The organism is Kribbella sp. CA-245084 (genome assembly GCF_050942355.1).
In the GTDB taxonomy this organism is placed as follows: domain Bacteria; phylum Actinomycetota; class Actinomycetes; order Propionibacteriales; family Kribbellaceae; genus Kribbella.
In genome coordinates this window covers 4,173,893-4,189,869 of the sequence record NZ_CP192053.1, presented here as the reverse complement: position 1 = coordinate 4,189,869, position 15,977 = coordinate 4,173,893, and the positions used below count along the sequence as shown (strand labels likewise).

The window sequence follows — 15,977 nt, the reverse complement described above, 5'->3', positions numbered from 1 at the left end:
TCAGCCTCATCGGAGGTGCCCTGTCGATCAACGCGAACCTGTGCAAGGCTCGTGAAGTGTGAGTTAACGAAGGGACGGAGATGCTGGAGCGCTACGAACTCGAGACGTTCCTGACGCTCGCCGAGGAACTCCACTTCGGACGTACCGCCGAGCAACTGCACGTCTCCACGGCCCGGGTCAGCCAGACGATTAAGCGCCTGGAGCGTCGCATCGGAGCGCCGCTGTTCATCCGCACCAGTCGCCGGGTGGAGCTGACTCCCATCGGACACAGGCTGTACGACGACCTGCGGCCCGCGCGGGAGCTGATCGCGGTCGGGTTCGAGCGTGCATGCAGGTCGGCCCGCGGCATCACCGGCACCCTCCGTGTCGGGTTCGTCGGTGCGGCGGGAGGCCAGCTGCTACTCGAAGCCGCCGAGCTGCTGAAGACTCGACAGCCCGGCTGCGAGGTACTGGTTCGTGAGGTGCAGCTCGTCGACGCCGTACCTTGGCTGCTGGACGGTGAGGTGGAGGTCCTGCTCACCTGCTTCCCAAGCGAGCGCGACGATCTCGTAACCGGTCCCCCGCTCGTGACCGAGGCGCGGATGCTCGCAGTACCGTCGGCACATCCCTTTGCTGACAGGGAATTCGTCGAAGTCGAGGATCTCACCGACGCGGCCGTACTGCGCGCGGCCGGCTCGTTCCAGGAGATCCTGACGCTCGTCGGCGCCGGCCGCGGTCTCTTCCCGATCGGCGCCCACATGAGGCGCTACTACATGCGCCCCGACGTCACCTACGTCCCCTTCCGCGACGCGCCGCCGGTCCACTGGCGCCTGATGTGGCGTGCGGACGCAGCGACCGCGCGAAGCCAAGCCTTCGTCACAGCCGCTCACGACCTACTGAGCCCCGCCCCTCAGCGGTAGCGGCGTGACTGGTTCTCCGCCGTGGATTCGCCGGGCTGCCATTGGGCGATCCACGGGCCGGTGCCCTCGGAGGGATCGACGATGCCGGCCTCGAGCCAGCTGTGCTTGCCGTCGAGCACCTGCTGAGACAGTCTCCGGTCGGCGTCGTCGGTGTTGCTCCACAGTTGCTCGAAGAGGTGATCGACCCGCAACCGCGCCTGTTCGCAGAACACCGCCGCCAGCTCGTACGCCGACTCGCCCTGGGCGGCGTCACGGGAGCGCAGCGTCTCGGCCCGCGAGCAGGACGCGGCCATCGCGAACAGCTCGGCGCCGATGTCCACGATCCGGGCCAGGAAGCCCTGCCGGTACTCGAGCTTCGCCTGCCAGCGACCCATCCCGTAGAACGTCTGCCGCGCGAGCTTGCGGGACGAGCGTTCGACGTACCGCAGGTGCTTCGCGAGCGGTCCGAACTCGCCGTACGACCGGGGATCCGATCCCTTGCCGACGGCCAGCTTGGGCAGCCACTTGGCATAGAAGCCGCTCGCGTTGACCGCGGCCTTTGCCTTGGCCTGGAGATCGGCGTCCGGTGAAGCGAGGTCGCCGGCCGCGGACAGGTGGGCGTCGACGGCCTCCCGGGCGATCAGCAGATGCATGATCTCGGTCGAGCCCTCGAAGATCCGGTTGATCCGCAGATCGCGCAGGATCTGCTCCGCCGGTACGGCGCGCTCGCCGCGGGCCGCCAGCGAGTCGGCGGTCTCGTACCCGCGTCCGCCGCGGATCTGCACCAGTTCGTCGGCGATCCGCCAGGCCATCTCGCTGGCCCACAGCTTGGCCAGCGCCGCCTCGATCCGGATGTCCTTGGTGCCCGCGTCGGCCAGGTTCGCCGACAGGTCGAGGACCGCCTCGAGCGCGAACGTGGTCGCGGCGATGAACGAGATCTTCTCGGCCACGGCTGCGTGGGCGCCGATCGGCCGACCCCATTGGACCCGCTCCGCGGACCACTCCCGGGCGATCTTCAGGCACCACTTGGCCGCCGCCGTGGTGGTCGCCGGGATCGACAACCGGCCGGTGTTCAGCGTAGTGAGTGCGATCCGCAGGCCGTCGCCTTCCCGTCCGAGCCGGTTCTCGGCCGGCACCCGGACCTGATGGAAACGGGTCACGCCGTTCTCGATCCCGCGCAACCCCATGAAGGCATTGCGGTTCTCGACCGTGATCCCCGGCGAGTCGGCCTCGACCACGAACGCGCTGATGCCACCCCGTCCGCCTTCGTGCTCCGGTACGCGCGCCATCACCACGACCAGCTCGGCGATGACGCCGTTCGTCGTCCAGAGCTTCACGCCGTCGAGCAGGTACCCGCCGTCAGTCGGTGTTGCCGTCGACGCCAGCCGCGCCGGATCCGAACCCACATCAGGCTCCGTGAGCAGGAACGCCGTCACCGCACCGGCAGCGCAGCGGGGCAGGAACAGCTGCTTCTGCTCGTCGGTCCCGAACATCTTCACCGGCTCCGGCACACCGATCGACTGATGCGCGGAGACAAGCGCACTCACACTCGGATGCACCGACGCGACGAGCATGAGCGCCTTGCCGTAGTACGACATCGGCAGGCCGAGACCGCCGTACTCGACCGGGATCTTGATGCCGAACGTGCCCAGCTCGGCGAGCCCGCGCACGTACTCGTCCGGGATCTTCGCCTCGCGCTCGATCAGCAGCCCGTCGAGCGTCTCGCAGTACGCCGCCAACCGCGCGATGAACTCCTCGCCGCGCACCGCGTCGTCGGCCGCGACGGCATGCGGTTGCGGGTGGATCAGCGACAGGTCGAAGTCACCCAGATACAGCCTCTTGGCGAAACTCGGCCGGGTCCACTCGGTCTCCCGCGCCGCCTCCGCAACCTCCCGCGCCTCACGCTCCCCCACCTGCCGCGTCGTAGCCGTCACGGGTATCCCTCCTCGACTGGAGACTCTTACTACCGGCTAGTACCCCAAACGAGCCCCAAGGAACTCTGCCGCGCTTCTAGACTCGATTTCATGGCCGGACCGGTCGGTGTTGCCGGGGTTGTCGCCGCGCTGTCCGCGGCGAGTGATCTCACGCGCGGCCATCCGGCCGGCGAGGCGATGCGCGCGAGCCTCGTGGCGACCGAACTCGCGCGTCGCGCCGGGCTGGATCCGTTGCGACAAGGCGAGGTCTACTACTCGACGCTGTTGCGCTTCGCGGGCTGTACGGCGACTTCGCATGAGGCGGCCGCCGCCCTGGGTGGTGATGATGTCGCGGTTCGCGCTCGGGGCGACCTGATCGATGCGACGCGTCCGCTGGAGGCGCTGAGGTTTCTAGCCGGCCTCGGATCCGGTGTCGAGAAGGTACGTGTGCTGTCGCGGGCACCGCGCGTACCCAAGCTGGTCCAGGAGTCCGCGCGGGCGGACTGCGAGGTCGGTGCCGAGCTGATCCAGCGGTTGAGTCTCCCCGAGACCGTGCGCGACGCGGTGCTGTGTGCCTTCGAGCGGTACGACGGGAAGGGGTCGCCGACCGGGCTGGCGGGGTCCGAGGTGCCGGAGGCGGCGCGATTCGCCGCTGTCGGGTTCACCGCCGTGATGTTCGACGCGGTCGGCGGCGCGGGTCTCGCGATCGACGTACTGGCGCGCTGGTCCGGCCGGGCACTCGACCCGGCGATCGCCGCGATCTTCCTCGATGCGCCTGCCGACCTGCTCGTTGCCTCGAACCCCGACGATCTCTGGGCCGCGGTCGTCGAGGCCGAGCCTTCGCCGCGACGGTACTTCGCCGATGACGCCCAGCTGGACGAAGCGCTGGCCTTCTTCGGCGATGCGGCCGACCTGAAGGCGCCCTGCTTCCAAGGACACGCCCGTGGAGTCGGGACGCTGAGTCGCTCGGCGGCCGGTTCGATGGGTGTCGATCCGGCCGTGATGTACCGCGCGGGCTTGCTCCACGATCTCGGGCGGGTTGCCGTACCGACCGGTGTCTGGGAACGGCCGGGGCGCATCCGGCCGGACGAGTGGGAGCAGGTGCGGCTGCATCCGTACCACTCGGCCCGGATCCTGTCGCGCTCGCCGCAATTGGAGCCCTTGGCAACGATCGTCAGCCGGCACCACGAGCGCGCCGACGGAACCGGCTACCCGGCCGGCGTACACGATGGAGAGCTCGACGCCGCCGCGCGCCTCCTCGCTGCCGCGGACGCCTGGCACGCGCTCCGCTCGCCTCGCCCGCATCGCCCGGCGCTCCAACTCGACGACGCTGCTCAGGTCATCTCCGGCCTGCCCCTCGACCGCACCGCCGTACGAGCCGTCCTCCAGGCAGCCGACGCGCCCCGACCGTCCTTCCCCTCGCCGCCGGTGGAGCTGACTGCGCGCGAGCTGGAGATCCTCCAGCTGCTCGCGAACGGCCACACCAAACGGCAGATCGCCGGCACGTTGTACATCTCGCACTCGACGGTGCATACCCACACCGTCCACATCTACGGCAAATGCGGCGTCTCCACCCGCGCCGGCCTGGCCATGTTCGCCATGCGCCACGGCCTGATATCGACCGAACAGTCGATACCCGGGCGGGTCCCGCCTCCATAACGTGATGTGCATCCACCACTTCTTGGGAGCACACCATGACCACAACATCCATCAACGACGTCGACATCGTCCGGGGCGGCTTCGATGCCATCGCCGTCGGCGACCTGACCGCCTTCGCGGCCGGCTTCCACCCCGACGCCACCTGGAACCACCGCAACCCCGACCGCCTGGGCGGCCTCAAACACGGCATCGACGAGATCCTCGAGTTCCTCCGGGTCTCCATGGAACTCACCGCCGGAACCCTCCGCCCGGTCCCCCAGACCTTCCTGTCGGACGCAGACGGCAACGTCGCCGTAGTCACTCGCATCACCGCCACCCGCCCCGACGGCCGCGCGTTCGACGACACCCAGATCCTCCTCTTCGCCGTCGAAGACGACCGGGTCCGCACAGTCGACCAGTACATCGGCGACCCACCCGCAGTAACCGCCTTCTGGGCCTGACCAAAGCCCAGGTAGCCGACTAACCATCAGCGACTCAAGCCCGGCATAACCTTCCGGCCCCGCGCAGTATCGGAGTACACAGAAGGACTACTCCGTACTGCGAACCGAAGGGCTGACCATGTCCGGTCGACTGAGTGCAGCGGGGTGCGCCGCGGCAGCTGTGTTGCTCATAGCGGGAGTCACCCCCGGGGCCGCGACGGCCGCACGAGCGGGTTCCACGACGGCCGCCAAGGCGTCGGAGGCTTGCCGCGTCTCTGTCGGTTCCGTGACGGCCACGGGCGCGCGAGCCGGCAAGCTGATCACGCCTGGCGCGGTCACCACCGACAAGGAGGACGTCGGCGTTTTCCCGGCCGGCGCCGTCAGGGTCAGTGGTTCGCTGTCAGTGGATCCGGACGTCACCGGGTACGACGCGTCGTTCACCGGCTATACGGTGCTCGGCTCGACCATGTACGCCACCTCGTACCTGCTCACGCTGGACGGCGTCGTCGACCCGACCAGGCCGACGTACTACCGGGTCGGCGGCGGCTGGGGCGACACGACCTTCTTCGAGACGACCAGGTACTGGGACTATCCCAAGCTGCCGAACCTCACCACGCAGTACCAGCTCCGCACCGACGGGACGCTGACGCGCTGGGAGATGTACTACAACAACGGCAACAATCCGCGGCTGTGGGCCAACAAGCAGTCGGCCACCGGGTTCGGCGCGGTGAAGACGATGGCGATGATCAGTCAGACGCTGACCTACGACACTTTCCTGGCGAACACCCGGGGCGGCGCGCTGTACACGATCAGGCTCCCCCGTACCTCGCCCATGAAGCCTGTCGTGAAGAAGGTACGCGGCTCGACCTGGCAGGCGTTCGATGCGCTGGTCGCGGAGAAGTGCGGTCAGTACGGGACGATGCTGGTCGGCATCGACAAGGACACCCAGTCGGCCTACGCGTACGCCGTCGGCCACGCGAACGGGACCGCGACTGTGATCCAGGGCCTCGGCAAGGTCCCTGCCACCTTCGCCGACCCGGTCTACTTCCGTCTCCAGATCCGGCCCGGCGACGCCCGGATGCTGTTCGGCGAGTGAGCCGGCCGCACGGTGACTTGACGTAGCGCGGATTACAGCGTGCTATGAGCCATGGGCGGGCGGACGGAAACCTCTCGGGCGCTCAGGCTGCGCGTTCCGGCGGACTTCGGCCGCACCGCCGCGGCCGCTGTGCTGGTCGGCGCGGCGTACTACCTGGGTGCGCGGCTGGGCCTGAGCCTGTCGTTGGTCGAGCGGAACGTCACGCCGCTGTGGCCGCCCAGCGGCATCGCACTGGCGGCCTTCCTGATTCTGGGGAGGCGGATGTGGCCCGGCGTCGCGCTCGCGGCTCTGGCCGTGAATCTGCCGATCAGCACCGGTTTGGTTCCCGCGCTGCTGACCGCTCTGGGCAACACGCTTGCGCCACTGGTGGCGGCGATCGTGCTCGAGCGCATCGGGTTCCGCCGTCAGCTGGATCGTCTGCGTGATGCGCTGGCGATCGTTTTCCTGGGCGCGCTGGCGAGCATGACGATCAGCGCGACCATCGGCGCCACCACCCTCACGACGTCGAAAGGCACCGATGGACTGGCCGCTGCGTGGGCGGTCTGGTGGACCGGTGACGCGATGGGCGTTCTCGCCGTTGCCCCGTTCCTGCTGTGCATCCCGCTGTTCTGGGAGCTCGAACCGTGGCCGGCCGCGCGCTGGCTCGAAGCCGCGGTCATCCTCGCGCTGATGATCGTCCTGGCGTCGTGGACGACCCGCATCGACGTACCCCTGATGTTCCTGGTGCTGCCGTTACTGGGCTGGGCCTCGTGGCGTCTGCAGTTGCGCGGAGCCGCGCCGGCCGCGCTGACCGCGTCCCTGATCGCAACCTGGTCCGCGACCCGCAACCTCGGCCCGTTCGAGGGCAAGTCGCTGACCGAGAAGATGCTGACCCTTCAGGCTTTCAACGTCACCGTCGCGCTCACGTCGTTCTTCCTCGCCGCGCTGGTGACCGAGCGGATCGGGTTTGCTCGCGCGCTGATGGCTGCGGCTGCCGACCTGGAGGTGCGCGTCAAAGACCGCACCGCCGAGCTGGAGGCAACCAGCGACCGGCTGCGTCGCGAGACCGACCAGCGGCAAGAAACCCAGCAGCAGCTGACCCGGGAGGAGGCCAGGACCCGGCGCGAGCACCAGATCGCGGAGACGCTCCAGCGCAGCCTGCTCCCGAACCGGATGCCCGAGATCCCCGGCCTGGTCGTGGCCGCCCGATACGTCCCGGCGACCGCCGACCTACACGTCGGGGGCGACTGGTACGACGTGATCCAGCTGCGCGCCGGCCTGATAGGTCTCGTCATCGGCGATGTTGCCGGCCACGGTCTCCAGGCCGCAGCAGCCATGACACAGCTACGGATGGCGGTGCGGGCTTATGCCATCCACGATCCGTCACCGGTCGTGGTGATGAGCGGACTGCACGAGCTGGCCCGCGAGCTGCCGATGGCCGAGATGGTGACCCTGCTGTATGTCTTGTACGACCCGGACACCGGCACCGTACGGATCGCGAACGCCGGACATCCGCCGGCTCTCCTGATCGACGACGGGAGCACGCAGTACCTCGACGGCGGGCTGGCCCCACCTCTCGGCGTACTCGCGCACTGGGACTATGCCGAAGCAACGCACCGGCTGCCGCCCGGAGCGACTCTGCTGCTCTACACCGACGGGCTCGTCGAGAAGCGCACACTGTCGATCCAGGACGGACTCGATCGGCTGCTCGCCGAAGCGCAAGGCGCCGAATGGCCCGACCTCGATGCTCTCTGCGACCACCTGCTCTCCACCCTGGCGGAGACCGGCAAGGTAGCCGACGACATCGCGTTGATCGCGCTCCGGCCTCTCGCGCTGGCCGGAACGCCACTGTCCCTCGACGTACCGGCCGAGGCGCGCATGCTCTTCCAGGTCCGTCACGCCTTACGCCGCTGGCTCCGCGAGTCGGGTGTCAACGCACAGGACGCCGGCGAGATCGCGATCGCCTGCGGGGAGGCGTGCAGCAACGTCGTACGCCACGCGTACGGCGCCTCGCCGGGCGACATGCATGTCGAGGCGCGACTGGTCGACGGCTCGGTCGAGCTGACCGTGCGCGACGATGGTCAGTGGCGCCGTCCGGCGGACCGCGGCGGCGGCCTGGGCCTGACCCTGATCCATGGGCTCTCGGACTCGGTGGACATCGACAGCGATGTGGAAGGTACGACGATCTTCATGCGACGCCACGTAGCGGTCGGGGACGAGAAATGACGGCGTACGCCGAGGTCGACGCTTGGACGAGCAAGGGCGTCCAGGTCGTCCGGATCTCCGGCGAGGTCGACCTCACGAACGCCGCCGAGGTAAGAGACGCCATCAGCCGCGTCGCCTCCGTCGACGAATCCGTCATCGCCGTGGACCTGACCGAGACGGCCTATCTCGACAGCTCAGGCATCGCGATGCTTTTCCGCCTCGCCGAACGCCTCACCCAAAGCCGCCAGGAGCTCCGCATCGTCGTGCCCCCGGACTCCCCACTCCGAGCCGCCCTCGAGCTCACAGACCTACCGCGGACCATCCCGGTCCAGCACACGCTCGAATGATCAGCCAAGGTGCGGCGATGTCAGCCGGCCGGCTGGAACAGCTCGACCACGTTGCCTGCCGGGTCCTCCAGGAGGATCTGAGAGCCTCCGACACCGACGACGATCTCGTTGCGGAACGTCGCGCCCTCGGCTCGGAGCCGCGCGACCTCGGCGGCGAGATCGTCCACGACAATCTGGAACCTGTTCCAGCCACCAGGCTCTGGCGACCGACCGTCAGGCATCGGCTGGGATGCTCCGCCGATGCCGCCGACGTTGTTCAGCATCAACCGCAGCCCGCCACGCGTGACCGCGGCGAACCCTGGCGAATAGTCCATCTCCACGGTGAAACCGAGCCGTTCGGTATAGAAGGTCACCGCCGTTGCCACGTCGTCCACGATGTAGCGAACACCCACGCTGTCCATCCGGAACTCCTTGCCCTATGAGCGATGTCCACTCTATTGGCTGACTGGTATTCCGGAGACGGGCTGGGGCTGGTTTCTGTGCGTGGCTGCGTGATTGGCGACCAGGGCCGTTGCGATGCCGGTGGCTGCGAAGAGTGCGCCGAGGGCGATCCAGCCCGGTGTGCCGTGGTCGATCGCGCTGGTGGTGACAACGGCCGGGCTGAGCATCTGGGCAACTGCATAGCCGGTTTGGCTGAGCCCTTGGTAGGCGCCGGCGCGAGCGGGGTCGGCGAGATCGAAAGCCATGGTCCACCCGCCGGCCTCGCCCTGTGTCTCGGCCGCCGACGCAGCGAGCGCGGCGAGGAGCAGTATGGCGGTTGCTGCTGCGGCGCCGACGTACCCCGCACAGGCGAAGAGCACGCAGGCAACCAGCAGGAACAGGCCTGCTCGGCGTACAGACTGGCCGGCGGTGCGCAGGTTCTGTGCGCGGCGGGACGCGCGGACTTGGAAGAGAGCCACGTAGGCGGTGTTGACCAGCAGCAGCGCTGAGACGACGACCGTTGGCGCATCGGTGTGGTCGGCGACCCACAGCGGTATCGCGACCGACGTCAGTCCGAATTGGATCGCGAGGATGGCGTTCAGGATCGTCGATGCGACGTACGTGCGGTCGCGCAGCGGGGATCGTCCACGTGTGGATCTGGTGGCGCCGATCGATGCGTCCATGCGTGCCGCCAGTCCCTCGACTCTGCGGCGCAGACCGATCAGCGGCACCGTGCCGAGCATTGTGACGGTGCCGACGAGGACCACCGTGAGGCGGTACGCCGCTGTCGTGTCGACCATCAGCGCGAGTCCCGCGAGCAGACTGCCGCCTCCGATGAAGACGTTCATCACCACGCGCAGCATGGCTCGGACAGTGACCCGCTCCGGGCCGACGTACCACCGGGCGAGCAGTGTCACCTGGGCGGTGCTCTGCAGGCCGCGCGTGGCGGAGACGCAGGCCGCGATCAGGATGAAGCTGACGACGTTGCCGGCAAGGGCATACGCCAGCAATGCGGCTCCGTTGGCGGCCAGCGTCCATTGCTGCAGCCGGTCTGCGCCATAGCGGTCGCTCAGCCGCCCACCGACGTACGACGCGAGGACGCCAACCGCTCCGGCGACGGTGAGGCCGATCCCGACGGTGGCTGCGGACAGGCCGACTCCGCGGGTGAAGTAGAGGGCGCTGACGGCGAAGAACATGCCACGGGACAGCGACAGCGCGGCCACGGCGGAGGCGAGCGCGCGTTCGACGGGATCACGGAGGAGTTCAGGCACTCGACAGTTGTCGCATCCCGGTGCTGTCGGTACCAGAGATGTAGCGTATTGCTTCATGATCGAGTACGAGCTGGCGGGCAACGATCTCGGTGAGGTGCGGTTCGCGATCTCACCGCTGCACGAGCTGGTCCTGTCCCTACGAGCCCTCCGCGACCCCGGCCGCTTCCCGCTACAACTCCCCTGGCTCCGGGCCACCGAGTCCGCGCGTGCTGGGCTCGACATGGATCTCCTGTGGGCCCTGACAAACGAGGCCCTGTGGACGCCCGACTTCCTTACCCCACGGCCCTACAGCCCGCTGGGCCGCATCGAGGACGAGCTGTCGGCTCTCGTGGACACGCCGGCGAGTGTGCTGCGCGCGGACCTCGCCGCGGTCCATCCGGCCGCCCTGCCGTCGGTACTCCGAGGTCGCACAGCCACCGTCCTCCGCCATGTGTTGGCCGCTCTGCGGGACTACTGGGACGCCTGCTTCGAGCCGTACTGGACGCGGATGCGCACAATCCTCGAGGCCGACATCGTCTACCGCGGCCGAGTCATGGCAAACGCCGGCCTGGCCGCGATGTTCACCGACATAGACCCCCACGTCCGCCTCGACGACACCATCCTCCGCATCCGCCTCCGCAGCGACCTCACCTACCGCACCTCAACCGCCGGCCGCGGCCTAACCCTCACCCCCTCCCTCTTCAGCCGCCGCGCCGCCACCCCCATCTCCCCCGACAAGCCACCCCACCTCATCTACCCAGCCCGCGGCCTAGCCACCCTCTGGCAAACCCCAGCAGCAACGCCCCCGGCCGCCCTCGCAAACCTGATCGGCCGAGCCCGAGCCCGCCTCCTCTCCCTACTGGAAACCCCAACCTCCACAACCGAACTAGCCATCCGCCTCAACGTCACCCCCACCGCCATCAACCAACACCTACGAGCCCTCCAAGCCGCCGGCCTCCTAACCTCAGCCCGCCACGGCCGCTCAGTCCTCTACCACCGCACCGACCTAGGCGACCACCTCATCCGCGGGACGTGACCTCGAGGTGTCCCCGCAGGCATCGCCAAGCCGTTGGTCAGCACACATAATTCCTCTTGTGGGTGGGATCTGGGGGCGTGGGCCGAAGGCCAGTCGCGGCCGCGCGCTGCGGTTCATCCGAGGGGTGCTGTCGCGCTACGAACGGACAGGTGATCCGACCGAGCTGCTGGCTTCGGAGGCCGGAGTACGGGGCGCGATGGACCACGTACTTCGGACCGAGTGGCACCTGCCCGACTCGGCGGTTTCGCACGTGGACGCGGAGCTTGCGGTCGAGATCGGCAGGTACTACTGGTGCTGGCACGTCCTCAGCACGGACGAGGTCGAGCGCGGCGTAGCGATGGAGTTCTTCGGGTTGGCGCGGCGCGCTGACCCGAATGCCCTTGACGGGTTGGATCCGGAGATCATCGCCCGCGCGGACGGCGACGTACCACCGGACGGGGACGATACGGCGGATTCTGAGAGTGCGAGCCGGGATAGCAGAGATGGCGACCTGCTGGATCATGACGGTGCGCCGGAGCTCGACGGCGTACCCGATCTCGACGAATGGCCGGCTCAGTTGGCTGAGGAGCTTCTGCCGTACGCCGCCGAGCACGGCGTCGAGGAGTCGGCCGCCGGTCTGGTGCAGAGCTTGGACACCCTCTTCGGCGACCTCGAGCCCGGTAGCGGCGCATCGATCGCCAGCGCGGTGGCGATCATCCTCGCGCAGGATTCCCGCGCCTCGCGATTAGCGCTCGACCTCGCCATCGAACTGTTCTACGAGGCCGCCGCCATCGCGCCTGATCCGGAAATGCGGAGCGCCTTGGCCATGAACATCGGGCTCACCCTGCGCACCCGCTTCGAGCAGTTCGGCGACGGTGGCGACCTGAACGCCGCAATCGAGGCCGGACGAACGGCCGAGGCTCTCGCCGGAGACAACGTGGCGCTGCGGGTAGCGGCCCTCAACGTGACCGGCACTGCGCTGATGTTCCGCGGCCGATCACAGTCCGACGTCGACGATCTCCGGGAGAGCGTCGCCGCGTTGACCGAGGCCTGCGAGACCGTTGCACCCGATGATCCGGCACGCTCGGTCTACCTCGACGGGCTCAGCCTCGCGGTGCGCGAACATGCGCTGGCGACCCACGACGCGGCCGGGCTCGATGCAGCCGTCCGGACCGGGTACGACGCGATCCGCGACACGACCCCCGACCAGCAGACCGGTCCGCTGGTCAATCTCGCGGCAACCTTGCTCAGACGGTACGACTTGCGGCGTGACCCCGAAGACCTCGATCTGGCTATCGATGTCCACCGCGCCGCACTCGATCTTCTCGCAGGCGACGATGCACGCCGCGCCGACGTCGTCGCGGATCTCGGTCTGACGTACCAGTACCGCTTCGCGCTGTTCGGCGAAACTTCGGACCTGGCAGAGGCCCTCACGTTCGGGGCGGAGTCGATCGAGGCGGACGACGACGGTCCGGCGCGGGCGCGGCGGCTGACGAACTACAGCCTCTCGCTGGGCAAGTACTTCGAGCACGCCGGCGATCACCGGATCATCTTCGAGGCCATGTCGCTGGCGCGCCAGGCCGTGGACGCGGTACCGGCCGGGCACCCTGATCGACCGCGGTATCTGCACAACTACGTGTCGGCGTACCTGCGCGGCCGGCAGGACATGGATCGCTGGGGCCAAGAATTCGGTGCGACGCGCCCGACCTTTGACGGTGGCGAACTGGATCGGGCCATCGTCGCCGCAGAGGAGTCCGTGGCCGGTCTGCCGCAGGACCACTCCAGCCGTCCGCGGTACTCGAGTCTGCTGGCCACTGCTCTTCTGACTCGGTACGACGCGACGGCTGACCTGGACGATCTCGCGCGCGCCGGCCGGGTCTGCCTGGACGCGTTGGACGCAGCGAGGCCGGACGATCCGGTCCGGCACCGGTACCTGGTTGGTCTGGCCAACGTCCGGGTGCGCGAGTTCCGCACCCGGGCCGACGTGGGCGCAGGCCGTGGATCGATCGAGCTCAACCGGGAAATTGTTGCCGACCGCAACGCTCCGGCGCTCGTCCGCGCGCGGGCGGGGAGGGTGTGGGGCGAAGTCGCGGCCGAGCTGGATGACTGGCCGACCGCGCTCGAGGGCTTCGCTGCGACAGTCGGGCTCCTGCCGGAGCTGGTCTGGCGAGGTCTCGAACACCGCGAGCGCCGACGAGTGCTTGCCGAGGTTGCAGGGTTGCCCTCGCAGGCGGCGTCCGCGGCGCTCGCGGTTGGCCGGCCCGAATTGGCGATCGAACTGTTGGAGGCCAGTCGCGGCGTGCTGTTGACGACTCCGGAGTCGGACCCCGACCTCGCGGACATCCATCGCGAGCTGAACAACCTGATGGAGTCGACGGACGACTCGTCCGGCCCACGGCGCCGGGAGCTTGCGCGCCGGTGGGACGAGGCGATGACGCGAGCGGCCCCGCAGTACGGCGAACTGAGCGACGCGGCCGCTGGAGGACCCGTCGTCGTGATCAACGTGAGCCGCTACCGGTGCGACGCCCTGGCGGTGACGTCCGACGGACTCAGCGTCGTACCGCTGGCGACCGACCTGGCCGATGTCGTCAGGCATGCTCAGGAGTTCAACCGTGCAGCCGCCGAGCCTGGCCGGCTCACGTCACGGGTCGTCGTAAAGGAGGTTTGCGACTGGCTGTGGACAACCGTCGCGCAGCCGACGCTCGACGCCCTGTCGCTGGACAGCCAGGCCCGCGTCTGGTGGTGCCTGACCGGGCCGACGATGTCACTCCCACTCCACGCGGCCGGCGATGTACCGGAGCGCGTGATCTCGTCGTACACACCAACAGTCACTGCGCTGATCGCGGCTCGGCGCCAGCCGGAGCGCCCATGGCAATCCGCTGTGATCGTAGGGATGCCGCAGACCCCGACGCTGCCGGACCTTCCGCACGCCGAGCGCGAGCTCGCGGTCGCCCGTGGTCGGCTGCCGGGAGCAGAAGTGCTCGCCGGGCCGGCCGCGACGCGCGAGGAGGTTCTTGCGAAGCTGCCGCCGGCCGATGTCTTGCATTTCGCCTGCCACGGTCAGCAGGACGCCGCAGTGCCGGGTGACGGTCGGCTGATCCTTGCTGATGGGGACCTCGGCCTGCTCGATCTCATTCGGACCGGTTCTGCGCCGCAATTCGCATTCCTGTCGGCGTGTGAGACGGCACGTGGCGATGCGAGCGTGCCCGATGAGTCGCTCCACCTGGCAGGTGCGTTGTTCCTCGGCGGCTGTCCACAGGTGATCGGGACGATCTGGCCGGTCAGCGACGCAGCGTCGGTCGAGCTCGTCGCGGACGTGTACGACGCAGTACCGGACACCGATGGCGCATCAGCTTTGCACGCTGCCGTCGGCAAGCTGCGTCGCCGTTACCCGGACGATCCGGCTCGGTGGGCGTCGCACGTTCATTTCGGGGCTTGATGGTCGTACGGCGTTGAGCTTCCTGCGCGCTGGCGCCAGGACGCACACAGGTCGTTCGCCAACTGCTGCTCCGTTACCTGATTGACCGGTAACGGCAGGTGGAGCGCCTTCAGCAGGTCGAAGCGGTGCAGATCGAAGGCCGCGTCCACTGCTTCGCCGTACGCGACGGCCGCCTCGACGGCAGCGCGGTACGCCAACACTCCGATCGCGATCGGCAACAGAGCGAGAAAGAGCCACCATCCCGACGCGATCAACAAGACCACGCTGACCACGCCAGTGAAAAGGAAGACCGCGCACAGCCGCACAGTGAAGTCCACCGTGTTCCGGCGGTCGTCGACGATCTCGCGCATCCGATCGCCGAGCACCGGATACAGCCGCGGCCATGCCACTACCGCATCCCAGCCGAAGCGCGCCCCGGCCGATGCCTCCGCCGCAGCCAGCGCGTTCCCGAACACCGTCGCCCGTACGGCGTCCGCGGCCGGGTACCGCTGCCGCAACTTGGTCCCGGCCAACCCGATCCGGTTCAGCTCAGCCTGTTTGAGCGAAGCTGCGTCCGCCGGCAACGAGGCCGCGCCGTCCAGCTCCTCACGCTTCCTCTCATGCCGCTCCCGCAACGGCTTCGCGAGCCGCTCCAGCCACCGCGGCCAGTACCCCTCGACCAGCCGAACGAGCCCCAACTGCAAAGGCTGGGTAACGGCCCCGAGCAGCGTCAGCGCAACCGTCAACAGCAGCACCTCGCCCAGCCCTAGCGCACCCGCCGTCGACCACGCGCGGCCGAACCTCAGGGGACCCGGCGCCCCCGCCCAGATCAGCACCAGGACGAACAACGCCGCCCCGTAGAACGGCAGGTAGTTCACGAGCACGAACCGCCCGCCGAACACCTCGCCCAACGGCTTCGCCGCCGCGTCGAGCTTCATCGGACCCTTTCCAATGGCCCATGCCCGCCCGCGCACACCGGAACTTCCCGCGGATCCAGGTGCAACCGGTACGTCACCCGCCCGCACACCCCGCAGACGAACGACAGCAGCTCGTACTGCGACGAATACCCGGGCAGGGTTGCCCCGTCGCCATCGCCAACAGCCCGCTCCTGCTCGCCCGACATCAGCACATGCGCCCGGCTCGTCCCACCCACAACCGCCGACCCGACCACCACCGCCACCTGCTCGAGAGCCGGGTCGGAGCCGAACAACTCCTCCAGCGCGACCGCAGCATCCAGCACCGCAACCCCATCCGGCAACTCGAGCCGCGGCACGCCATCGTCCGCATCATCCCGATCCAGCAAAATCCCATACCCCATGCCGGGCATTATGGTGCCCAAGCCGCTCTTCTGCGGGGAAATTGACGAGCATTGGGTCGT

At 68.6% G+C, this 15,977-nt stretch carries 13 protein-coding genes; 8 read left to right on the top strand and 5 right to left on the bottom strand.

Annotated elements, in window-relative coordinates; genetic code table 11:
- Positions 1-80: 80 nt before the first annotated feature.
- Positions 81-899 (top strand): LysR family transcriptional regulator, encoded by an 819-nt coding sequence (locus tag ACQPYH_RS20100; RefSeq protein ID WP_432893437.1) that lies wholly within the window; start codon positions 81-83, stop codon positions 897-899.
- On the opposite strand, the gene ACQPYH_RS20095 is transcribed toward ACQPYH_RS20100, so the two are convergent.
- Positions 890-2,812 (bottom strand): acyl-CoA dehydrogenase family protein, encoded by a 1,923-nt coding sequence (locus ACQPYH_RS20095; protein ID WP_432893434.1) that lies wholly within the window; start codon positions 2,810-2,812, stop codon positions 890-892. The two genes, ACQPYH_RS20100 and ACQPYH_RS20095, sit on opposite strands and share 10 nt — an antisense overlap.
- A gap of 90 nt (positions 2,813-2,902) precedes the next feature.
- On the opposite strand from ACQPYH_RS20095, the gene ACQPYH_RS20090 reads away from it, so the two are divergent.
- The 5 genes from ACQPYH_RS20090 (at position 2,903) to ACQPYH_RS20070 (ending at position 8,496) form a co-directional block, all read left to right on the top strand.
- Complete coding sequence (locus ACQPYH_RS20090; RefSeq protein ID WP_432893432.1) at positions 2,903-4,450, top strand: HD domain-containing phosphohydrolase; 1,548 nt, start codon at positions 2,903-2,905, stop codon at positions 4,448-4,450.
- Between the two features lie 35 nt (positions 4,451-4,485).
- Positions 4,486-4,890, top strand: coding sequence for a nuclear transport factor 2 family protein (locus ACQPYH_RS20085; RefSeq protein WP_432893429.1), 405 nt, complete (start codon positions 4,486-4,488; stop codon positions 4,888-4,890).
- A 265-nt stretch (positions 4,891-5,155) separates the two neighbouring features.
- Positions 5,156-5,965 carry a hypothetical protein gene (locus tag ACQPYH_RS20080; RefSeq protein ID WP_432893426.1) on the top strand — a complete coding sequence of 270 codons (810 nt, stop codon included), beginning with the start codon at positions 5,156-5,158 and terminating at the stop codon, positions 5,963-5,965.
- Between the two features lie 51 nt (positions 5,966-6,016).
- Positions 6,017-8,170, top strand: coding sequence for a SpoIIE family protein phosphatase (locus tag ACQPYH_RS20075; protein ID WP_432893424.1), 2,154 nt, complete (start codon positions 6,017-6,019; stop codon positions 8,168-8,170).
- On the top strand, positions 8,167-8,496 hold the full coding sequence (locus tag ACQPYH_RS20070) for an STAS domain-containing protein (protein ID WP_432893421.1): 330 nt from the start codon (positions 8,167-8,169) through the stop codon (positions 8,494-8,496). Before ACQPYH_RS20075 ends, ACQPYH_RS20070 begins: the two co-directional genes overlap by 4 nt.
- A 20-nt stretch (positions 8,497-8,516) precedes the next feature.
- Here ACQPYH_RS20070 and ACQPYH_RS20065 read toward each other — a convergent pair whose 3' ends face one another.
- Both ACQPYH_RS20065 and ACQPYH_RS20060 read right to left on the bottom strand, forming a co-directional pair.
- A complete protein-coding gene (locus tag ACQPYH_RS20065) occupies positions 8,517-8,897 on the bottom strand; it encodes a VOC family protein (RefSeq protein WP_432893419.1) in 381 nt (126 codons plus the stop codon).
- 33 nt (positions 8,898-8,930) lie between these two features.
- Entirely contained in the window at positions 8,931-10,187 is a 1,257-nt protein-coding gene (locus tag ACQPYH_RS20060) for an MFS transporter (protein WP_432893416.1), read from the bottom strand.
- 55 nt (positions 10,188-10,242) lie between these two features.
- On the opposite strand from ACQPYH_RS20060, the gene ACQPYH_RS20055 reads away from it, so the two are divergent.
- Positions 10,243-11,202, top strand: a complete 960-nt coding sequence (locus ACQPYH_RS20055; protein WP_432893414.1) for a DUF5937 family protein — start codon at positions 10,243-10,245, stop codon at positions 11,200-11,202.
- A 58-nt stretch (positions 11,203-11,260) separates the two neighbouring features.
- Positions 11,261-14,620, top strand: coding sequence for a CHAT domain-containing protein (locus ACQPYH_RS20050; RefSeq protein WP_432893411.1), 3,360 nt, complete (start codon positions 11,261-11,263; stop codon positions 14,618-14,620).
- Here ACQPYH_RS20050 and ACQPYH_RS20045 read toward each other — a convergent pair.
- Both ACQPYH_RS20045 and ACQPYH_RS20040 read right to left on the bottom strand, forming a co-directional pair.
- Complete coding sequence (locus ACQPYH_RS20045) at positions 14,605-15,537, bottom strand: hypothetical protein (protein WP_432893409.1); 933 nt, start codon at positions 15,535-15,537, stop codon at positions 14,605-14,607. The genes ACQPYH_RS20050 and ACQPYH_RS20045 overlap by 16 nt on opposite strands.
- Positions 15,534-15,917 carry a hypothetical protein gene (locus tag ACQPYH_RS20040; protein WP_432893407.1) on the bottom strand — a complete coding sequence of 128 codons (384 nt, stop codon included), beginning with the start codon at positions 15,915-15,917 and terminating at the stop codon, positions 15,534-15,536. Before ACQPYH_RS20040 ends, ACQPYH_RS20045 begins: the two co-directional genes overlap by 4 nt.
- Positions 15,918-15,977 lie beyond the last annotated feature (60 nt).

Excerpts from the sequence above, each read along its gene's own strand:
- ACQPYH_RS20065 (WP_432893419.1), bottom strand. The coding sequence starts at position 8,897 with ATGGACAGCGTGGGTGTTCGCTACATCGTGGACGACGTGGCAACGGCG.
- ACQPYH_RS20070 (WP_432893421.1), top strand. The coding sequence starts at position 8,167 with ATGACGGCGTACGCCGAGGTCGACGCTTGGACGAGCAAGGGCGTCCAG.
- ACQPYH_RS20075 (WP_432893424.1), top strand. The coding sequence starts at position 6,017 with ATGGGCGGGCGGACGGAAACCTCTCGGGCGCTCAGGCTGCGCGTTCCG.
- ACQPYH_RS20100 (WP_432893437.1), top strand. The coding sequence starts at position 81 with ATGCTGGAGCGCTACGAACTCGAGACGTTCCTGACGCTCGCCGAGGAA.
- ACQPYH_RS20055 (WP_432893414.1), top strand. The coding sequence starts at position 10,243 with ATGATCGAGTACGAGCTGGCGGGCAACGATCTCGGTGAGGTGCGGTTC.
- ACQPYH_RS20085 (WP_432893429.1), top strand. The coding sequence starts at position 4,486 with ATGACCACAACATCCATCAACGACGTCGACATCGTCCGGGGCGGCTTC.
- ACQPYH_RS20090 (WP_432893432.1), top strand. The coding sequence starts at position 2,903 with ATGGCCGGACCGGTCGGTGTTGCCGGGGTTGTCGCCGCGCTGTCCGCG.
- ACQPYH_RS20040 (WP_432893407.1), bottom strand. The coding sequence starts at position 15,917 with ATGGGGTATGGGATTTTGCTGGATCGGGATGATGCGGACGATGGCGTG.
- ACQPYH_RS20045 (WP_432893409.1), bottom strand. The coding sequence starts at position 15,537 with ATGAAGCTCGACGCGGCGGCGAAGCCGTTGGGCGAGGTGTTCGGCGGG.